Annotated in this window: 16 protein-coding genes and 2 pseudogenes; 12 read left to right on the forward strand and 6 right to left on the reverse strand. The window is 54.8% G+C overall.

What is annotated here, in order from left to right:
• The first annotated feature begins 66 nt into the window (after positions 1–66).
• The 6 genes and pseudogenes from ACTIKR_RS03750 to ACTIKR_RS03775 all read left to right on the forward strand — a co-directional run bounded on the left by ACTIKR_RS03750 (position 67) and on the right by ACTIKR_RS03775 (position 5,852).
• The gene (locus tag ACTIKR_RS03750; protein WP_193088646.1) at positions 67–1,056 is read left to right on the forward strand and encodes a malate dehydrogenase; all 990 of its coding nucleotides are present in this window, start codon (positions 67–69) and stop codon (positions 1,054–1,056) included.
• A 165-nt stretch (positions 1,057–1,221) separates the two neighbouring features.
• Positions 1,222–2,108: pseudogene (prpB, locus tag ACTIKR_RS03755) on the forward strand (methylisocitrate lyase).
• Positions 2,109–2,135: 27 nt separating this feature from the next.
• On the forward strand, positions 2,136–3,353 hold the full coding sequence (gene prpC, locus ACTIKR_RS03760; RefSeq protein WP_193088648.1) for a bifunctional 2-methylcitrate synthase/citrate synthase: 1,218 nt from the start codon (positions 2,136–2,138) through the stop codon (positions 3,351–3,353).
• A gap of 39 nt (positions 3,354–3,392) precedes the next feature.
• Positions 3,393–4,844 (forward strand): bifunctional 2-methylcitrate dehydratase/aconitate hydratase, encoded by a 1,452-nt coding sequence (locus ACTIKR_RS03765; RefSeq protein WP_442327181.1) that lies wholly within the window; start codon positions 3,393–3,395, stop codon positions 4,842–4,844.
• Positions 4,845–5,120: 276 nt separating this feature from the next.
• A complete protein-coding gene (locus ACTIKR_RS03770) occupies positions 5,121–5,516 on the forward strand; it encodes a hypothetical protein (protein ID WP_226816869.1) in 396 nt (131 codons plus the stop codon).
• 60 nt (positions 5,517–5,576) lie between these two features.
• Positions 5,577–5,852, forward strand: coding sequence for a GNAT family N-acetyltransferase (locus ACTIKR_RS03775; RefSeq protein WP_442327182.1), 276 nt, complete (start codon positions 5,577–5,579; stop codon positions 5,850–5,852).
• Positions 5,853–5,885: 33 nt separating this feature from the next.
• On the opposite strand, the gene ACTIKR_RS03780 is transcribed toward ACTIKR_RS03775, so the two are convergent.
• From ACTIKR_RS03780 to ACTIKR_RS03800, 5 genes are all read right to left on the reverse strand, one after another.
• Positions 5,886–6,584, reverse strand: coding sequence for a TetR/AcrR family transcriptional regulator (locus ACTIKR_RS03780; RefSeq protein ID WP_193088651.1), 699 nt, complete (start codon positions 6,582–6,584; stop codon positions 5,886–5,888).
• Between the two features lie 64 nt (positions 6,585–6,648).
• Positions 6,649–8,304 carry an AMP-binding protein gene (locus ACTIKR_RS03785; RefSeq protein ID WP_442327183.1) on the reverse strand — a complete coding sequence of 552 codons (1,656 nt, stop codon included), beginning with the start codon at positions 8,302–8,304 and terminating at the stop codon, positions 6,649–6,651.
• Between the two features lie 13 nt (positions 8,305–8,317).
• A complete protein-coding gene (locus ACTIKR_RS03790; RefSeq protein WP_442327184.1) occupies positions 8,318–9,703 on the reverse strand; it encodes a phosphotransferase family protein in 1,386 nt (461 codons plus the stop codon).
• A gap of 1 nt (position 9,704) precedes the next feature.
• Positions 9,705–10,901: an acyl-CoA dehydrogenase family protein gene (locus ACTIKR_RS03795; RefSeq protein WP_442327185.1), complete on the reverse strand. Its 1,197-nt coding sequence runs from the start codon at positions 10,899–10,901 to the stop codon at positions 9,705–9,707.
• A 10-nt stretch (positions 10,902–10,911) separates the two neighbouring features.
• Positions 10,912–11,679 (reverse strand): SDR family NAD(P)-dependent oxidoreductase, encoded by a 768-nt coding sequence (locus ACTIKR_RS03800; RefSeq protein WP_442327186.1) that lies wholly within the window; start codon positions 11,677–11,679, stop codon positions 10,912–10,914.
• Positions 11,680–11,883: 204 nt separating this feature from the next.
• On the opposite strand from ACTIKR_RS03800, the gene ACTIKR_RS03805 reads away from it, so the two are divergent.
• The 5 genes from ACTIKR_RS03805 to ACTIKR_RS03825 all read left to right on the forward strand — a co-directional run bounded on the left by ACTIKR_RS03805 (position 11,884) and on the right by ACTIKR_RS03825 (position 17,279).
• Positions 11,884–12,633: an IclR family transcriptional regulator gene (locus tag ACTIKR_RS03805; RefSeq protein WP_442327187.1), complete on the forward strand. Its 750-nt coding sequence runs from the start codon at positions 11,884–11,886 to the stop codon at positions 12,631–12,633.
• 10 nt (positions 12,634–12,643) lie between these two features.
• Positions 12,644–13,789 carry a thiolase family protein gene (locus ACTIKR_RS03810; RefSeq protein WP_193088658.1) on the forward strand — a complete coding sequence of 382 codons (1,146 nt, stop codon included), beginning with the start codon at positions 12,644–12,646 and terminating at the stop codon, positions 13,787–13,789.
• Between the two features lie 119 nt (positions 13,790–13,908).
• Positions 13,909–14,142: an OB-fold domain-containing protein gene (locus ACTIKR_RS03815; protein ID WP_442327188.1), complete on the forward strand. Its 234-nt coding sequence runs from the start codon at positions 13,909–13,911 to the stop codon at positions 14,140–14,142.
• A gap of 37 nt (positions 14,143–14,179) precedes the next feature.
• Entirely contained in the window at positions 14,180–15,160 is a 981-nt protein-coding gene (locus ACTIKR_RS03820) for a tripartite tricarboxylate transporter substrate binding protein (protein ID WP_442327189.1), read from the forward strand.
• A 13-nt stretch (positions 15,161–15,173) separates the two neighbouring features.
• A complete protein-coding gene (locus ACTIKR_RS03825) occupies positions 15,174–17,279 on the forward strand; it encodes an acetate--CoA ligase family protein (protein WP_442327190.1) in 2,106 nt (701 codons plus the stop codon).
• 27 nt (positions 17,280–17,306) lie between these two features.
• Here ACTIKR_RS03825 and ACTIKR_RS03830 read toward each other — a convergent pair whose 3' ends face one another.
• A complete protein-coding gene (locus ACTIKR_RS03830) occupies positions 17,307–18,272 on the reverse strand; it encodes a DUF3139 domain-containing protein (RefSeq protein ID WP_193088662.1) in 966 nt (321 codons plus the stop codon).
• A 233-nt stretch (positions 18,273–18,505) separates the two neighbouring features.
• Between ACTIKR_RS03830 and ACTIKR_RS03835 the strand changes: the two are divergent.
• Positions 18,506–18,933: pseudogene (locus ACTIKR_RS03835) on the forward strand (aconitate hydratase); the annotation flags it as partial.

Raw genomic sequence — 18,933 nt, forward strand, 5'->3', positions numbered from 1 at the left:
TAAGCTTTAGCGTTAAAATCACTTCAAATACACTCGTTTTTTTCCCTTATTTTATTGGAGATCCCTATGTCCAAACCCGCCGTACGCGTCGCCGTCACGGGCGCCGCCGGTCAGATCGGCTACGCTTTGCTTTTCCGCATTGCATCAGGCGAGATGCTCGGTAAAGACCAACCTGTTATTCTGCAACTGCTGGAAATCCCCGACGAAAAAGCGCAAAAGGCCCTCAAAGGGGTCATCATGGAACTGGATGACTGCGCCTTTCCTTTGCTGCAGGAAATTACCGCTCACAGCGACCCCAAGACCGCATTCAAAGATGCCGATATCGCCCTGCTGGTTGGCGCACGTCCACGCGGCCCCGGCATGGAGCGCAAAGATCTGCTCAAGGTCAATGCCCAGATTTTCACAGCACAGGGCAAGGCCCTGAATGAAGTGGCCAGCCGTAACGTGAAAGTGCTGGTTGTCGGCAACCCTGCCAATACCAACGCCTATATTGCCATGAAATCTGCGCCGGATCTGCCCGCGAAGAACTTCACCGCAATGCTGCGCCTGGACCACAACCGTGCGCTTACCCAATTGGCGCAAAAATCCGGCAAGGCAGTCAAGGATATCGAAAAACTGGTGGTCTGGGGCAATCACTCTCCCACCATGTACCCTGACATCCGCTTTGCCACCGTTGGTGGAGAAGGCCTGGAAAAACTCATCAACGACGATGCCTGGAACAAAGACACGTTCATCCCTACCGTGGGTAAACGCGGTGCCGCCATCATTGAAGCTCGTGGCCTGTCGTCTGCTGCGTCAGCAGCCAATGCAGCCATTGATCACGTCCGTGACTGGGTCCTGGGCAGCAACGGCAAATGGGTCACCATGGGTGTAGCGTCCGACGGCTCTTATGGCATTCCCGAAGGCATTATCTACGGCGTGCCAGTCATTACGGAAAACGGTGAATACACGGTTGTCAAAGACCTGGAAATCAACGCATTTTCCCGTGAACGCATGGACTTTACCCTTAACGAGCTGCTCGAAGAGCGCGACGGCGTAGCCGATCTGCTGGGTTGATCCATTGATACACAAATAGCCACGGTGTCGTGGCTATTTTTTTAATCGTACCGCGACCCAAACACGAAAGCGCTCCAAAGCCGGTGACAATGATCTTCTGAAGGACGGTGTTCGGCCGCAAATGCGCAGATAATGATCTGCATATCATTTCTATCCGGAGACCGTATGTCAACCATTGCGTCCGCAGGCGCCCGCTTTCGCCAGGCCCTGTCCGAAGAAAAACCACTACAGATTATCGGCGCCATCAACGCCAATCATGCCCTGCTGGCCAGACGCGCCGGCTTCAAAGCCATCTACCTGTCCGGCGGCGGCGTTGCCGCGGGTTCCTTGGGCCTGCCGGATCTGGGCATCAACACACTGGATGACGTGCTCATCGATGTTCGTCGCCTTACCGATGTGTGCGATACCCCCTGGTGGTCGACATCGACACCGGTTTCGGACCTTCGGCATTCAATATTGCACGCACCGTAAAAAGCCTGATCAAGTTTGGCGCCGGCGCCTGCCACATTGAAGACCAGGTCGGCGCCAAGCGCTGCGGCCATCGTCCGGGAAAAGAAATTGTTACCACCGGCGAAATGGTCGATCGCGTCAAGGCAGCCACAGACGCCAGAACCGATAGCGAATTTTTCATTATTGCCCGTACCGATGCCATTGCCGTTGACGGCGTTGACGCCGCCATCGAGCGCGCCATCCAATGCGTTGAGGCCGGCGCCGATGGTATCTTTGCCGAAGCGGTCTATGACCTGCCCACCTATGAAAAATTCGCCAGCGCCATCAGCGTGCCGCTGCTGGCAAACATTACCGAGTTCGGCCAGACGCCGCTATTTACCGTAGAAGAACTCGGCAGCGTCGGCGTGGGTATGGTACTGTATCCACTGTCGGCTTTCCGCGCCATGAACAAGGCGGCAGAGAACGTCTACACCACCATCCGCCGCGATGGTCACCAGAAAAATGTCATCGACCAGATGCAGACGCGCGATGAACTTTATGATCGCATCGGCTACCACGATTTTGAACAGAAACTTGACGCCCTGTTCGCCAGCAAAAAATAACACTTCAATTAGTCAGGAGATAACACCATGTCTACAAAAGCTACCAAGCCAGCAAAAGCCAGCAAAACCGCCAGCGCACCCGCCGCAGCGGCTACCGCAGACAATTCTGCCGGTTTCAAACCGAAAAAATCGGTCGCCCTGTCCGGCGTTGTAGCGGGCAACACGGCCATTTGCACGGTCGGCCGCAGCGGTAACGACCTGAATTACCGGGGTTATGACATTCTTGATCTGGCCGACTCCAGTGAATTTGAAGAGATCGCTCACCTGCTGATCCATGGCAAACTGCCTACACAGGCTGAACTGACCGCCTACAAACAGAAGCTCAAACGTTATCGTGGCCTGCCGGCCAACCTGCAAACAGTGCTTGAATCGCTGCCCGCCCATAGTCATCCGATGGATGTCATGCGAACTGCCGTTTCGGTCCTGGGCTGCACCCTGCCGGAGAAGGACGATCACAACCTGGCTGACGCCCGCGATATCGCCGACCGGCTGATGGCCAGCCTGGGCTCTGCCCTGCTCTACTGGTATCACTTCAGCCATAACGGCCGCATCGTCGATGTGCAGACGGACGACGACAGCATCGGCGGACATTTCCTGCATCTGCTGCATGGCCAGACGCCGTCCAAAGAATGGGTTCGCGCCATGCACACGTCGCTGATCCTGTATGCAGAGCATGAATTCAATGCCTCTACATTTACGGGACGTGTCGTTGCCGGCACGGGTTCGGATATGTTTTCTGCGATCACCGGCGCCATCGGCGCGCTGCGCGGTCCAAAACATGGCGGCGCCAACGAAGTGGCTTTTGAAGTGCAGAAACGCTATGACACGCCTGACGAGGCTGAAGCCGATATCCGCAAGCGTGTAGAAAACAAGGAGGTGATTATCGGATTCGGTCACCCGGTGTACACCATATCCGACCCGCGCAATGTCGTGATCAAGCGGGTGGCAAAAAAACTGTCCCAGAATGCGGGCACCACCAAAATGTTCGATATTGCCGAAAGACTGGAAACAGTGATGATGGACATCAAAAAAATGTTTCCGAACCTGGACTGGTTCTCAGCGGTATCCTACCACATGATGGGCATTCCCACGTCGATGTTTACCCCGCTGTTCGTCATCGCGCGCACAGCAGGCTGGTCAGCTCACATTATTGAACAACGCATCGACAACAAGATCATCCGGCCAACCGCCAACTACACCGGTCCGGACGATCAGAAATTCGTGCCGCTGTCCAAACGCAAATAATCACAATCGAATTATTCATCTTGCTTTACAGGTCGCCATATGTCCAGCCATATTTCAAATGTTCGTCCTGAGCCCGATCAGGTACTTGTCGATATTGTCGACTACGTTGTCAATTATGAAATCAGCAGCGATATTGCGTATGAAACTGCTCGCAACTGCCTGATCGATACGCTGGGCTGCGGCCTGGAAGCGCTTGAATACCCGGCATGCCGCAAGCTGCTGGGGCCCATCGTGCCCGGCACCACGGTACCCAATGGCGCCAAGGTGCCGGGCACGCAATTTGCGCTGGACCCGGTACAGGCTGCATTCAATATCGGCACCATGATACGCTGGCTCGACTTTAATGACACTTGGCTTGCCGCAGAATGGGGCCACCCATCGGACAACCTGGGCGGCATTCTGGCTACGGCTGACTGGCTCTCACGCAATGCAGTGGCTGCTGGCAAGACGCCGCTGACCATGCGTGAAGTGCTCACAGGCATGATCAAGGCTCACGAAATCCAGGGGTGCATTGCACTTGAAAATTCGTTCAACAAAGTGGGCCTGGACCATGTCGTTCTGGTCAAAGTGGCGTCGACGGCCGTGGTTGCGCAAATGCTCGGCCTGACTCGCGACGAAATCATCAACGCCGTCTCGCTGGCCTGGGTGGATGGTCAAAGCCTTCGCACCTATCGCCACGCCCCCAATGCCGGCAGCCGCAAATCCTGGGCTGCCGGCGACGCCACCAGCCGCGCCGTACGCCTGGCATTGATCGCCAAAACAGGCGAGATGGGTTATCCATCGGTCCTGACGGCAAAAGCCTGGGGCTTTTATGATGTGCTGTTCAAAGGGCAGCCGTTCAAATTCCAGCGCCCCTATGGCAGTTACGTCATGGAAAACGTGCTGTTCAAGATCTCGTTCCCGGCTGAATTTCACGCGCAGACCGCCGTTGAATGCGCCATGCAGATTCATGATCAGCTCAAAGCCGCCGGCAAGACCGCCGACGATATCAAGAAAATCACGATCCGTACCCACGAAGCGTGTATCCGTATCATCGACAAGAAAGGGCCGCTGAACAATCCGGCCGATCGCGATCACTGCATTCAGTACATGGTCGCCGTGCCCGTGCTGTTCGGTCGCCTCACTGCCGGCGACTACGAAGATGGCATCGCTGCCGACCCGCGCATTGACGCATTGCGCGAGAAAATCGAATGTGTCGAGGATCCTGCATTCACGCATGACTATCATGATCCTGAACAACGCTCTATCGCCAATGCCCTGACGATTGAGTTCAACGACGGCAGCAAGCTGGATGAAGTGGTCTGTGAATACCCGATAGGCCACAAGCGCCGCCGTAAAGACGGCATCCCGCTGCTGGAAGCCAAATTCCGTATCAACCTGGCACGGGTGTTTCCAGGCAAGCAACAGGAGAACATCCTGGCTGTCTCGCTGGATCAGAAAACCCTCGAAGCCATGCCGGTCCACGAATATGTGGACATGTATGTCATTTAAACTGGTTCGCGCACCGGGACGATAAACTGCGGCAAGGCGCCTTCCCACCCTGCGGCGCCCGGTGAGCACAGGCCTCGCTCACGGCATCCTTCGGGATGCCGTTTTTGCTGCTGTTCCTGCCGCCTGAGGCCGCCCCGGCAGGCGGGTATCATTTGGCGAACACGCTGCGCCAGCAGGAAATATCACCAATGGGCCACCTGCATACCCTGCTTACCGGCAAATTCGCTTACTATTAATAGATTCGTCATTCACTTTTTGTCATCCCATTTGCCTGCCATGTTTCATCCTTATATCGCGACGGCGCTGCCGTTTATCCTGAGCTTGCTGGTCGCCTGTCTTGTTATCGCCGTTGCCTCTATTTTGTATCTGGCATTTGTCTCGCTCAAGGAGACCAATGCCCTGCTTAAACACCCCTATCTGACGCAACAACCGTTTAACCGCTATCCGCTGGGGATCAGGGGGGCGATTTTGCTGGATTATTTTTTGCGTCTATTTCTGCCCAACAGCACGGTATGGCTTGCCGGCCACGCCAATATCCTGCTGGCGCATGTCAACCCCAAAACTGTTCCGCTGCGCATTCGCTGGCCGTTGCTCGGCCTGTGGGGCGCATGCCTGTTGGGTATTGTGTTGATGATTATATTCTGGGGCTTGATGCTTACGGCCAAACAGTAAAACCCGCTACGCCGTCGCAGCACCACAGCGCTCACGACCGCCCATAAAAAAGGATTGCCGATGACCTTGCAGATCACCCACAGGCCCGAAGCGGGCCGTATCGAAGCCACCGTTGAAAACAGCCTGTGCTACATTGACTATCGGCTGCAGGCCCAGGTCATGCATATACTGCACACGATTGTGCCCGATGCTGTCGGCGGGCGAGGCATTGCGGGCCGACTGACCGAGTTTGCCCTGGACCTGGCGCGCGATAAGGGCTGGAAAATCAATCCGGTCTGCAGCTATACGGCAGGCTATTTCCAGCGCCATCCGGAACTGCAGCCGCTTCGAGCCTGATTCAAAGGGCGGCAAGTGATCGCTGCGATCCGTTCAGGAACGCGGCGCCACCTTCAGACTGCAGGCCAGCATATCGATCATGAAATCTGCATATTGACTCACGGTGATCGACTGATTGCGATGCTTGCGTCGCTTCAGATACCAGTCCTGCATCATCGCCTTTATCATAGACGCTAGAAGCCTGGGATTATCGTTTCTGAAAACGCCCTGGCGCACCCCATTGTCGATAATGTCAAAGAAAATGTCTTCGATTTCCTGTTCGACCGCGATCGCCGTTTTCATTTGCGCCTTGGGCAGGCTTTTTACTTCCATAAATGAAAAGTAAAACCAGGGCAGCATAATTTCGCTTAAAAAGAGATGGGCCGAGACGGCAGCACGCAATCGCTCAAACGGGTCGCTTATATCACCAATACTCTTGCGCAGGGTACTGCGAGTCAGCATAAACCCGTGCCCCTGAATCAAAACCAGCAAATCATTTTTATTGCGAATATAAGCGTACAAGCCACCGATACTGAATCCGGAATCTGCACACAGGTCTCTGAGGGTCATTGCGTGAAATCCCTTCGTGGACGCCAGACGCAGGGTCGAATCAATAATCCTGATCAGATTCTTGACGGCCACATGTTCTTTCTTTATCCGGATCATGTCGGTGTGTTGGACATAAAGCTGACGGCATATCTCCGCCTTGGTCAAGCTCAGCTCTTCTTTAAAGTTTTCAAAATCAGTTTTCATTACAGGATTACCAAGGGCTGGGTAGGAACAATTCCAGGTAGCGACACAATACCCGATTCAACAGCTATTGCGGCATTGCTCCAGGCGGTAGTCTGTCATCGCCAGTCTCTCGTGCCAAGTCCCGAAGTATATTCTTTCGGATTTTTCCCGTTGCCGTTTTCGGCAACTGCCCCAATACAATTTTTTTGGGTACCTTGAACGACGCCATGTGCTGCGAGCAATACCGGATGAACGCAGCCGGATCGCGGTCACTGTCTTCATCTTTCAATGTAATGAAAGCGCAAGGCACCTCTCCCCATTTTTCGTCCGGCAGCGCGACAACCGCGACTTCGAAAACGTCTGGATGGCGGTAAAGAACGTCCTCGATCTCTTTGCTGGATATATTCTCTCCTCCGGAAATAATAATGTCCTTGGCCCGATCCTTGATCTCGACATAATTGTCAGGGTGCATGACGGCCAGATCGCCTGTGCGAAACCAGCCTCCTGCAAATGCTTGCCGTGTCCCGGCGGGATTCTTCAGATAGCCTTTCATGACCGTATTGCCCCTGAGCGCAAGCTCTCCGAGCGTTACACCATCTGCAGGCACCGGCTCTCCGGAAGTACGGTCCAGCACGACAAGCGTATCAATGCCATACAACCCTGTCCCCTGGCGCGACATTTTTTCTGCCAGCGCATCCGCATCCAGCGTCTCCCAGTCGTTTTGCCAGACACACACAGCAGATGGACCATAGGATTCGGTCAGCCCATACAAATGACAAATATCAAAACCGACTTCCTGCCCCTTGCGCACAACCGTCGCCGAGGGCGCTGCCCCACCCAACGCAAAACGCGTAGGTAGCGGAATGGTCCATCCCCGATGGCTGAAATCATTCAATATCATGTTTAACACCACCGGCGCGCCACACATATGGGTCACTTTATGGTCAACAATTTTTTGATGAATTTGCTCAGGATCGATTTTGCGCAAACAGACATGCGTGCCGCCCACGGCGGTCACTGCCCAGGTATAGCACCAGCCGTTACAGTGGAACATGGGCAAGGTCCACAGATAAACGCTATCGGCCGTCATGTTCAACGCCATGGCATTGCTCATGGCAGACAGCCAGGCGCCCCGATGATGGTACACGACGCCCTTGGGGTTGCCCGTTGTGCCAGAGGTGTAGTTCAGTGAAATCGGGTCCCATTCGTCCTGAACCTTCTGCCAGACAAAGCTGTCATCGCCGGCACTGACCAGATCCTCATAGCGCTGATGTCCCTGTATGAGGGCAGGCCCGCCATCGCGGGCTATTGCAATCAGCGCCGGCGGCTTGTCAAGATCATCAATAATCTGCGCGACTAGCGATTCGAACTCAGTATCGTAGATCAACACACTGGATTCGCAATGCGCCAGGATATAGCGCAAGGAGGCAGCATCCTGCCGGGTATTCAGTGTATTGAGCACGGCGCCCAGCATCGGCACAGAATAATGCGTCTCGAGCAACTCCAGGGTATTGAAGCAGAGCACGGATACCGTATCGTTTCTGCCCACGCCCATTTTTGACAATGACGATGCCATGCGCACGACCCGTTTATATAACTGCAAATAGCTGTATGACTGCTGATCGATCACTGCCGTCTTGCCAGGAAAGACGGTTGCCGAGCGCAATAGAAAATCGACAGGGGAAAGACTGGAATAATTGGCAGGATTTTTGTCCAAATCACTGTGATAGACGTCGGTCATCGTCGCTGCTTCCTCAGTTTGTATTCAGGAATTTCGGATTGCTGATCCTCAGCTCGCTGCGGGTAAGCTGGAGCAGCAAATCGGTTAAGGCCTGACAAGACTGCGCATCTGTCGGCATTTTCCGATGTCGGATCAGCCGCGCCAGCACCGCCTCGGCACTGACCGACGGACAATTGCCATCTGCACCCAACCCCGCCAGAAAAGAGTCAAGTGCCTTGGTGAGGTTTTCTTCAGACACTGGCGGCCTGATTTCCCTGGCGGCAATGCCCATGGCATTTGCAATCATGAGCGCTGCATAGCGATGTTGTTCGCCAAGCACCGGCACCAGTTCATCTAACAGTAATTGACGTGCTGTCACTAGCAGGTTATGTGCATCAGGTTGGTTTTCCGTATTCAGGCACTGCGATAGAATATCCAATTCCATTTGCGGAACCATGCGTCCGGTCAGGGCCAGCTCCAGCGATATTTCCTTTCCGGACACATGGCGCTGCCCCTGCTGCAGAGCGATAACAGACCAGCGCACCATGGCCATGACCTCCCAATAGCCAACTTTTTGTGCGTCAACCCGCTCACCCGTGACAGAGGTATACCCGGAAAAGAGGTCGGGCTTGTCACCCACGCCGCCAACTTCCTTGGCAACATTCCCAAAGCGCCAGCTTTTCGCACACAGCCAGCCAAGATCTTCATAGGGGTCGCTCCAGGCGGCAAACTCCCAGTCAAGCACCGCAGTCAGTTCACCCTGCTCCACCATATAGTTGCCGGTTCTGAAATCGCAATGACACAGCACCAGAGGCGACGAAGCCGGCTCATGGTCTTGCAGCCAGTTCAGCGCCCATTCGAGCACCGGATGTGGCTGTGCGATGCGATCGAGCGCCTGTCGGTACTCGGCGATTCGAGTTTGAGCAGCAGGCGCAGATGGAACCGGCAAAAAATCCAGTTGCGCATGGTCGGGACTGACACGATGCAAGCGACCAAGTTCCTGACCCAGCCGGTAGGTCAGGGATTTGGCCTGTTCCTGGGTCAACGTCTTTATCAATTGCCGGCCGTTGGCTGTTCCTGGCGCGCAACTCATCACGTAGAAAGCATGCCCGATCAATGACGTGTCGGTGCAAAGCCATAATGGTTCCGGCGCTGTCACGCCTGCCTCGCAGGCGCAACGCAGAACGGCAAACTCCTGTTCCCGGCTGAGCGAGGCATCAATCTGGGACGGCGCGTCGCTGCGCACAACAAACCGATGCGATCCCGGATGTGTGCCCGAAGTCATTTCAAGCGAAATGCTGTAATTATTCTGGATCGCGCCTCCCGAGAGTTTTCTGAAATCCGTCACAGCTACTGTGCGTGCATCCGTCCATGCTTTTATCGCATCTGCAATTTTCCCGGAAAGCGCTTGCATATCCATGCTAACCCCAGCGCCAGAAATCATTACCTTCAAGCAGCAGGTTTCTAGACAACACCATTTTATGCACTTCAGAGGCGCCATCGACCAGACGCGCCTGTCGGGCATAGCGGTAGATCCATTCCAGAGGCGTATCCTTGGAGTAGCCACGGGCCCCGCACAACTGAATGGCCGTATCAACCGCTTTATGCAAGGTATCAGCCACTGCCACTTTTGCCATGGACACCTCTTTGCGGGCAAAATCCCCCTGGTCCAACTTCCAGGCAGCATGCATGGTCAGCAGGCGACTGATCTGTATTTCCATGGCGACCTCACCGAGCAGCCATTGCACGCCTTCGCGTTCTGCCAGCTTTGCGCCAAAGGACTCTCGATGGGAAACATAGTCTGTGGCAATTTCCATCGAGCGCTTGGCCAGCCCCAGCCAACGCATACAGTGAGTAAGTCTGGCCGGTCCGAGCCGGATTTGCGTCAGTTTCAAGCCATCGCCAACGTTCATCAAACGATTCTCATCGGCAATCCGCAGGCCATCAAATATCAGCTCACAATGTCCGCCATGCTCCTCCGGCCCCATGATGGGAATCCGGCGAGTGATTTCCCAGCCTGGGTCATCCCGGTGAAACAAAAAGGCGGTCAGGCCCTTGCGGCTGTCATCCGACGTTCTTGCCATAAGGATGAAATGAGATGCCACACCGGCGCCGGTAATAAAATGCTTGCGCCCCCGAATCACCCAGTCGTTCCCCTCCCGGGTTGCGGTGGTTTGCATCATGGACGGATCGGACCCGCTGCCGGGCGCCGGCTCTGTCATGACAAATGATGATCTGACCGCGCCATCGACAATCGGCTGCAGCCACCGCGTCTTCTGCGCTTCGGTTGCGACTTTTTCAAGCACCATCATATTGCCATCATCCGGTGCTGCCGAATTGAACACGACCGGCCCGAACAGGGACCGATTCATCTCTTCGTAACACGGCGCCATTTGCGCCATGCTCAGGCCCTGCCCGCCTCTGGCCAGCGGCATTTGCAATGACCACAGGCCCTGGGCGCGGGCTTGTTGCTGGACTGACTTTAACAGCGCAGGGGCGATATTTTCATGTTCATCATAGGAATCCGGCTGTTTTTCAAGCGGAATCAATACTTCGTCGACAAAATGCCTGATTTTCACGCGCAGCTGTTCTGTTTCTTCCGATAGAGTGAAATCCAATTTTTTATCCCTATAAAGATGATTGCAAATGGCCGCCATCGACAACGATACAGCTGCCAGTCATATAGTTTGATGCGTCAGACGCCAGCAGCAGCAAGGCGCCTGTTAAGTCATCCGGCTGTCCCAGACGTCGCTGTGGAATTCTGCCGATCAGTGCCTTGCCAGCCTGCGACTCGAAGAAATCCCGGTTCAGGTCGGTCAGGATGTAACCCGGCGCCAGTGCATTAACGCGGATGCCATAGCGAGCCCACTCCAACGCAAGGGCTTTGGTCATTTGTTCAAGCGCCGCTTTTGACGTGGTATAGGGCAGCACCGCCCCGGCCACACGATGCCCGAGAATAGATGTAATCATGATCACACTGCCTTGCCTGTCGGCTGCGATCAGACGCTTGGCCGTTTCATTGGCAACGATCCAGCTTCCCTTCAGGTTGACGTCAATCACCTCGCTGAATTCACTAACCGACAATGTCAGGGATTTCTTATTGATTCCCAGGCCTGCATTACATACGACAACATCGACAACGCCAAACACGCGGTGTATTTGATCGAATGCCCCGCTGACCGAATCAGGATCGGTAGCGTCCATCACCACCGGCAGATTTTCGATTCCAAGTTCAGTGAGTTTTGCAGACAGCGCCTGCAAGGGCGCCTGGCGGCGTCCCGAGAGCACTACCCGGGCACCTGCCGCGCCAAGAGTTTCAGAAAAATGCGTCCCGAGCCCACCGGCTGCGCCGGTAATCAATACGGTTTTCCCATCCAGATTTAGCATATTTTTCATAGATGTCTCCTGGTCCCAATATAAATTGCATATGTAATGAAGTCAATAAATATAACAAACGTTCTATTTATTTTTATTGATATGTTGCCAAACTTTTGCCTGGCAAAAGTTTTGTGCAATGCACATTTACACCAGGCAACGGGAGGAATAAGGTATGCCACAACTGTGATATGACTTCAATTTCATGACTCAACGGCAACCGCAATGACATCCGCATCCGAAAAAATCTGCAGAATACTGTCCTGCTTGTCAGATCGCCGCATTTGCAAGCTGACCGATATCGCGCGTTTCACCGGTCTGGACCTTTCATCGGTACTGCGCATCCTGAAAGATCTGGAAAAACTCGATTTCGTGGAAAGGGAACCACAAACCAAGGAATACACTCTGGGTCGGGAAATTTACGCAATGCATCATGCCATGGTCGCGCGCCAGGACATCCGCGCACTGGCGCGCCCTGCGCTGGTGCGCATGGCCAGAAAATATGGCGACTCACTGATCCTGTCGATACCAAGCAACTGGGAGTCGGTATGCGTGGATACCTGCCTGGGCGACTATCCGATACGCGCCAACTACCTTGAGATCGGCAGCCGTCGCCCGCTTGGCGTAGGTGCCGGAAGCCTGGTGTTGCTGGCAGCCCTGAGCGATGCGCAACAACAGATGTATTTGCCATGCATTCACGAACAGATAGACAAACGCTATCCCATGTTCAATCAGTCCATGCTGAAAACGCACATCGCACTTTGCCGCCAGCAGCAATATGCCGTGTTGTGTGATGTTGTGGTCAACCAAATGGGCGGAATCGGCGTCGCCATCCGGGCGCCAGACGGCACCCCGATTGCTGCTTTGAGCCTGGCTTCATTATCGGAACGCATATTGAGCAGACAAGACAGTATTGCCGCCGACCTGATACAAGAAGCCAGATTGATTGAAAAAACGCATTTTCCTGCCAGATAAGGAAGCAAAAATGAACGCCCAAGCCCATATCCTGTCGGCCGTCACGACAAAATTTGGCAGGCACGACGACGCTACGACATTAGCGCTACTTGCCGACGCAGCAAACGACTGCCTTGCAATGGCTGGTATGGAACGCCAGGAAATTGATGGTGTGCTATGCGGATATGCCACGACATTTCCCCATCTGATGCTGGCAACACTGCTTTCTGAAAAACTGGGCCTCAATCCTGCCTATGCTCATGGAATGCAACTGGGTGGCGCAACAGGCGCTGCCATGGTTATGCTCGCGCGGGAACTTGTTCTGTCTGGAAGATGTCAGCATATCCTGGTCGTGGCCGGCGAGAACCGGCTTTCGGGGCAAAGCACGGACTCGTCCATGCAAACGCTGGCACAGGTTGGCGAAGCAGATCTGGAGGTGCCTTGTGGGGCCTCGGTGCCCACCTACTACGCCTTACTTGCTTCCGAATACATGCACAGGACCGGGCTGACAAAAGCCGACCTGGCCGAATTTGCCGTACTCATGCGGCTCCATGCCTCAACTCATCCCCATGCCCATCTGCGCAACGCCATTACTGTCGACGATGTCCTGCAATCCAAACCCATCTCTTCGCCATTGCAGTTATTGGACTGCTGCCCGATTTCAGATGGCGCCTGCGCCATTCTGGTCAGCGCCAGGCCGGGCCCGGTAGCAATCATGGGCGCAGGTCAGGCTCATCAGCATCAGCATCTGTCAAGAATTGGCGATATCTACGATACCGGCGCGGCAGCAGCCGCGACACGGGCCCTGGCAGACGCAAAGATAAGTCGCAAGGACATTGATTACCTGGGCATTTACGATTCGTTCACCATCACGCTCGCAATATTGCTGGAAGAACTGGGGTTTGCACAACGCGGGCAATCGGCCAATGCTGTTCGACAGGGAAGATATTCCAGAGATGGGCCATTACCGCTGAACACCCATGGCGGTCTGCTCTCGTTCGGCCATTCAGGCGTTGCGGGCGGCATGGCGCATATTGCCGAAACCTGGACGCAAATGGCAGGACAGGCCAAGGACAGACAGATTGCAAGCAAAAAGCAGGCATTCATCCATGCGGACGGAGGTGTCCTGTCCTCGCATATCAGCCTGATCCTTCGGGCCACGGGAGGAACAGCATGACGACGGGACGCTGCTTGATGCTGAAACACTGCAGCCGTTGCGGCAGCAATTGGTCTTTGCACCCGTTTGCATGTGCTACCTGCGGCAACACGCAACTGCACGATCTGCAAAGCAACGGTGTGGGAATAGTCAAAGCCTGTTCGGTCGTCACTCGTGCGCCAGATGCGCACTGGCGTGCGCTGGCCCCATACAGCATTGTACTGGTTGCGCTTGAAGAAGGGCCAACCGTCATGGGACAGGCAGATGCCGAGCTCACGGTAGGCGATCATGTGACCGGCAGCGTGCAATCTGCATCCACGACCGAATTCATCCGGTTCTGCCGGCATCAGCAAAACGAACAAACAGAATCCTGACCACTAGCGGGATCATTCATATAGAAAGGAAGAGACAATGAAAACATCCAATGCAAAAACGCATTTTCGTGCCGTACTGGCCGCCTTACTCTGTCTGCCTGCCGCTGTGATGGCGCAGAGTGAATGGCCGCAAAAGCCCATTACGCTGGTTGTGCCCTACCCGCCCGGCGGTCCCACAGACATCGTTGCACGTGTGGTTGCCAAAAATCTGGGCGAGCAGTTGGAGCAGACAATTGTGGTCGACAATCGGGCCGGCGCGGGTGGCAATATTGGGGCGGAGCTGGTTGCAAGGAGCAAACCCGATGGCTATACCTTGTTGCTGGCCACCACGGCGCATGCAATAAACAAATCGCTGTTCAAGACCCTCAATTACGACGTCAGCGCGAGCTTTACGCCGATTACCCTGCTAACCGAAGGTCCCCTGGTCATTGTCACCCGCAGCGATCTGGGCGCTGACAATGTCCAGGACCTGGTCCGCCTGGCTAAAAAAGCCGATAAAAAACTCACTTTTGCTTCATCCGGCAACGGACAGTCCACACATCTGTCTGCGGCGCTGTTCAACTCCATGAGCGGGATCAATATGGTGCATGTGCCCTACAAAGGCAGTGCGCCAGCCATGACGGACCTGATTGGGGGACAGGTCGATGTCATGTTCAACACCCTTTTATCCTCTTTGCCTTATATCAAAGACGGGAAGCTCAAGGCGCTCGCTGTGACCGGTCAAAGCCGGTCAGCCGTACTGCCAGATGTACCCACGGTGGCCGAAAGCGGCCTTACCGGTTACTCGGCTACTGCATGGAACGGTCTGTTGGCGCCAAAAGGAACGCCAGTACAAGTGACTGACAAATTGAGTGCGGCATTAAAGTCGACGCTGGCGAATCGGCAAGTCCAGCAGACTTTTTCAGCCCAGGGCTTTGACGCGCGGTGGCTGAGTCCCGCGCAGTTTGCCACTTATCTGTCTGAAGAAATCAGCAAATGGAAAGACGTGGTCAACACTTCCGGGGCAACCGTTAATTGACACAAGGCACGTAATGACAACACTTCTATATCAAAGTGATCCCTCCCTGGCGGCATTGCTCAATCCATCCTCGGTTGCCATCATCGGCGCCTCCGACAATCCGGACAAGATTGGCGGGCGGCCGGTTTATTACATGAAAAAGCATGGATACAAGGGAAAAATATACCCGATCAATCCAACCCGTAACATCATTCAGGGAGAAAAATCCTGGGGATCCGTGCAGGATCTGCCCGAGGTCCCGGAGCTGGTCATCATAGCTGTTGCCGGCGAAGCAGCGGTCGACGCGGTCAAGGCATGCAGCAAACTGGGCGTGCCCGCTGCCATTGTCATTACAGCCGGATTTTCAGAGACCGGCCCGCAAGGCAAGCTTTTGCAGGATCGCATGACCGGCCTGGCGAGCGCACAAGGCATGCGTATCGTTGGCCCCAACTCACAAGGATTGGCAAATTTCGGCAATGGCGCGATTGCCTGTTTTTCCACCATGTTCCTGGAGATCGAACCAGGTGACGGGCCTGTCTCTGTGATCAGCCAGAGTGGCGGCATGAGCGCCATGATCTACGGTTTGCTGCGTAACAGGGGCATCGGTGTGCGCCACGTGCATGCCACCGGCAACGAAGCGGATATAACCGTAGGTCAGTTGGCCATGGCGTCGTTGCACGATCGTCAAATCAAATTGATTCTCATGTACCTGGAGTCGCTCCAGAATGCGGAAGAACTCGCTGCCGTCGCTGCCCTGGCAAAACGGCGTGGCGTTGCCCTTATCGCGATCAAGGCCGGCCATTCACCATCGGGCGCACAAGCGGCAGCCTCTCACACGGGGGCACTGGCCAATCAGGACAACACCATCGATGCTTTCTTTGAGCAACACGGTATTCTGCGGGCTCGCGATCCTCATGAGCTGGTGCGCTATGCCGAATTTATCTTGCGCAGCCCGCTGCCTGCCGGCAGGCAGACCGTGATCGTGAGCAATTCCGGCGCCAGTTGCGTTCTGGCCGCAGACGCAGCCGAAGACAACGGCCTGCGCGTTCTACCTCTGACCGCCGGCACCCAGGACAAGCTGTCCATGCACCTGTCCTCCTTTGCGACGACCCGCAATCCGGTCGACATCACAGCGGCGCTATTGTCAAACAATCGGCTTTTCGGACAGGTGCTCTCGTGTATAGGCAATGACCCAAAGGCAGACAGTTTCGTCATCGACATTCCCGTCGCCGGTCGTGGCTATGATGTTGCGACCTTTGCCGAAGATACCGAAAATTTTGTGTCAGATTCGCAAAAACCGGTGGTGGTGGTGGCATGGCAACCTGCCGTCGCACAGGCATTCAGGCAAAGGAATATTCCGGTTTTTGACGATGAAGAACAGGCAATGAGTACGCTTGCTGCCGCTCATCGGTTTCACGCTAGCCTGACGCGCAAAACCACCGACTGGTCGGCTATTGCAGACAAACCCATCGCGCTCGGCAGGAAAGGATCGATCCTGAGTGAAGCAGATAGTCTCGATATGCTCGCCAGCGTGGGTATTACCGTTGTGGACTATATACGCTGCACCGACGCTCACCAGGCTGTTGCCTATTGGCAAACCTGCAAGCACCCGGTTGTCATCAAGGCATGTTCGGAAAAAATACCGCATAAGTCAGAGCATGGCCTGGTTGCGTTGGCGATCGATTCGGAAGCGAAAATTCGTGAAGTTTTTAACTCGCAGTCGGCAACGCTTGAAAACCTGGGTATCAGGGACAAACGCTGGGTTGTTGCACCGATGGAAAACGGTCTATTTGAATTTGCCGCAGGCGTGCATATGGATCCGGTATTCGGGCCGGTCATCATGGCAGGCACGGGCGGTAAATATATTGAAGCGCTGCAGGACGTCTTCGTATTGATCTCGCCGTTTTCCATGGGCGATGTCATGGACAAACTATGCACATTGCAGATTGCACCATTGCTGCAAGGGGTACGCGGCGATCCCCCTGCAGATATGCAGGCCTTTGCCGAACTGGTCGTCAAACTGGGCAAGTTTGCCATGACCCATTCTGCCAGCATCCGATCCATTGACATCAACCCCATCTTGATCCGGCCGCAAGGCCTGGGTGTGATTGCCGTCGATGCATTGATCGAATTTGCCTGACGGAGTTTGCCAGACGAAGACTGAGTATCAGTTGGTGACCTTCAGGTTCAGTTGCTGCACTGCCTTGATAATGCCCTGGGGGTTGCCCATCTGCGTTTGCATGACAAATGTCATGAGTTGCAAGGGTGGGTTGGGACTGGCCAGCACGCTCAGGCTCTTGGCCTCGTTCTTCATGAAACGGCTGACTGCGGTGCATACGCCTTCGGGATCCGCGATCCCCAAGGTAGGCGCCTGCTGACGGCAGTCGCTTTCCGATTTGGCCAGGCGGGCGTCGAACGCCTCTTTCTGTTGCGCTGTCGGCTGGCCCTCTACCGGCGCCACGCCCTGCTGCACCTTTACCACGCGCGGCATCAGGCCGGCGTCGTCAAACTTGATATTCAATAGCCGTATGGTGACGGGCGAGAGCGCACTGATCAGCAGCAGCGGATTGGATTTGAGCTCTTCTTCGCGGGTACGAACGGTGTTGACCAGCTCGACGATTTTATCGGCCTTGAGCACCAGGTTGATATTGCCCACCTCTGGCTGATTAAGGGTGACATCGTAGTCGGACGTATCTTGTTTTTCGTTCAGCGTGCCCTTGATCCGCCCGTCCAGCAAGGGCAGGCTGTCATAGCCCAGCTGGCCTGCCTTTTCCATTAACGCAGCGCGAAACGGGCTGCTGCCGGTTTCGTCAGCCAGGCCGGAGAAGGCAAAATCCACCTTCTTGTCGTCGCTGCTGGTCTGCAGATCATGCACCGTGACGTTTTTGATGGTAAAGAACTTTGCCGGATCGTCCTTGCGCACCACTTTGACCTCATGCAGGGAGGCATTGCCCAGTATGGACGCGTCCAGCGAGCCCCAGGTCACGTTATTCTGGATGTCGTTTTCGACCAGATAGGCGTTGAGTTTTTCCTCAATCTGGGTTTTGGCGTAGTAATTGGCGCCAAACCAGGCAGCCGCAGCGACCACAGCAATAGTACCAACGGCGAGTGTGAACTTCTTTGTTCCGGCCATTTTTTTTCCTTACGATTCGTTGAGCGGCGGCAAACCGCGTCTGACACCTGTGAGCCTGACACAGAATTGAAAAATCCGCTGTGGGCGCAAGCAGATTGTAACGGGTTTCGTTATCTACTGCAGTGTGGCGCTCAGTCTTATGTCTTATATAAGACATTTGCTAATATAGCGCTAAACCCTTATAATGATAGACGAAAATCATTTCCCTCCTCCTCTATTTCAAGGGTCTTACCATGTTGGAATCCTATCGTCAGCACGCCGCAGAACGCGATGCGCTGGGCATCCCTCCGCTACCTCTTTCGGCAAAGCAAACGGCAGAACTCATAGAGCTGCTCAAGACGCCGCCAGCCGGGCAAGAGGCTTTTCTGCTTGATCTGATTACCCACCGCGTACCGGCCGGTGTTGACGATGCGGCCAAAGTCAAGGCGTCTTACCTGGCTGCCGTCGCCTTTGGTACAGAAAAATGTTCCCTGATTTCCGATGAAAAAGCCACCGAACTGCTCGGCACCATGCTGGGCGGCTACAACATCAGCCCGCTCGTTGATCTGCTGGACAACGAAAAACTGGGCACGATGGCTGCCGAAGCATTGAAGAAAACCTTACTGGTATTTGATGCATTCCACGATGTTCAGGAAAAAGCCGAAAAAGGCAACGCCAATGC

Origin of the sequence: Advenella sp., from assembly GCF_052108595.1 — a bacterium.
In the GTDB taxonomy this organism is placed as follows: domain Bacteria; phylum Pseudomonadota; class Gammaproteobacteria; order Burkholderiales; family Burkholderiaceae_B; genus Advenella.

Coding starts and splice junctions, on each gene's coding strand:
- ACTIKR_RS03750 (WP_193088646.1), top strand. CDS start 67: ATGTCCAAACCCGCCGTACGCGTCGCCGTCACGGGCGCCGCCGGTCAG.
- prpC (WP_193088648.1), top strand. CDS start 2,136: ATGTCTACAAAAGCTACCAAGCCAGCAAAAGCCAGCAAAACCGCCAGC.
- ACTIKR_RS03765 (WP_442327181.1), top strand. CDS start 3,393: ATGTCCAGCCATATTTCAAATGTTCGTCCTGAGCCCGATCAGGTACTT.
- ACTIKR_RS03770 (WP_226816869.1), top strand. CDS start 5,121: ATGTTTCATCCTTATATCGCGACGGCGCTGCCGTTTATCCTGAGCTTG.
- ACTIKR_RS03775 (WP_442327182.1), top strand. CDS start 5,577: ATGACCTTGCAGATCACCCACAGGCCCGAAGCGGGCCGTATCGAAGCC.
- ACTIKR_RS03780 (WP_193088651.1), bottom strand. CDS start 6,584: ATGAAAACTGATTTTGAAAACTTTAAAGAAGAGCTGAGCTTGACCAAG.
- ACTIKR_RS03785 (WP_442327183.1), bottom strand. CDS start 8,304: ATGACCGACGTCTATCACAGTGATTTGGACAAAAATCCTGCCAATTAT.
- ACTIKR_RS03790 (WP_442327184.1), bottom strand. CDS start 9,703: ATGGATATGCAAGCGCTTTCCGGGAAAATTGCAGATGCGATAAAAGCA.
- ACTIKR_RS03800 (WP_442327186.1), bottom strand. CDS start 11,679: ATGAAAAATATGCTAAATCTGGATGGGAAAACCGTATTGATTACCGGC.
- ACTIKR_RS03805 (WP_442327187.1), top strand. CDS start 11,884: ATGACATCCGCATCCGAAAAAATCTGCAGAATACTGTCCTGCTTGTCA.
- ACTIKR_RS03810 (WP_193088658.1), top strand. CDS start 12,644: ATGAACGCCCAAGCCCATATCCTGTCGGCCGTCACGACAAAATTTGGC.
- ACTIKR_RS03820 (WP_442327189.1), top strand. CDS start 14,180: ATGAAAACATCCAATGCAAAAACGCATTTTCGTGCCGTACTGGCCGCC.
- ACTIKR_RS03825 (WP_442327190.1), top strand. CDS start 15,174: ATGACAACACTTCTATATCAAAGTGATCCCTCCCTGGCGGCATTGCTC.
- ACTIKR_RS03830 (WP_193088662.1), bottom strand. CDS start 18,272: ATGGCCGGAACAAAGAAGTTCACACTCGCCGTTGGTACTATTGCTGTG.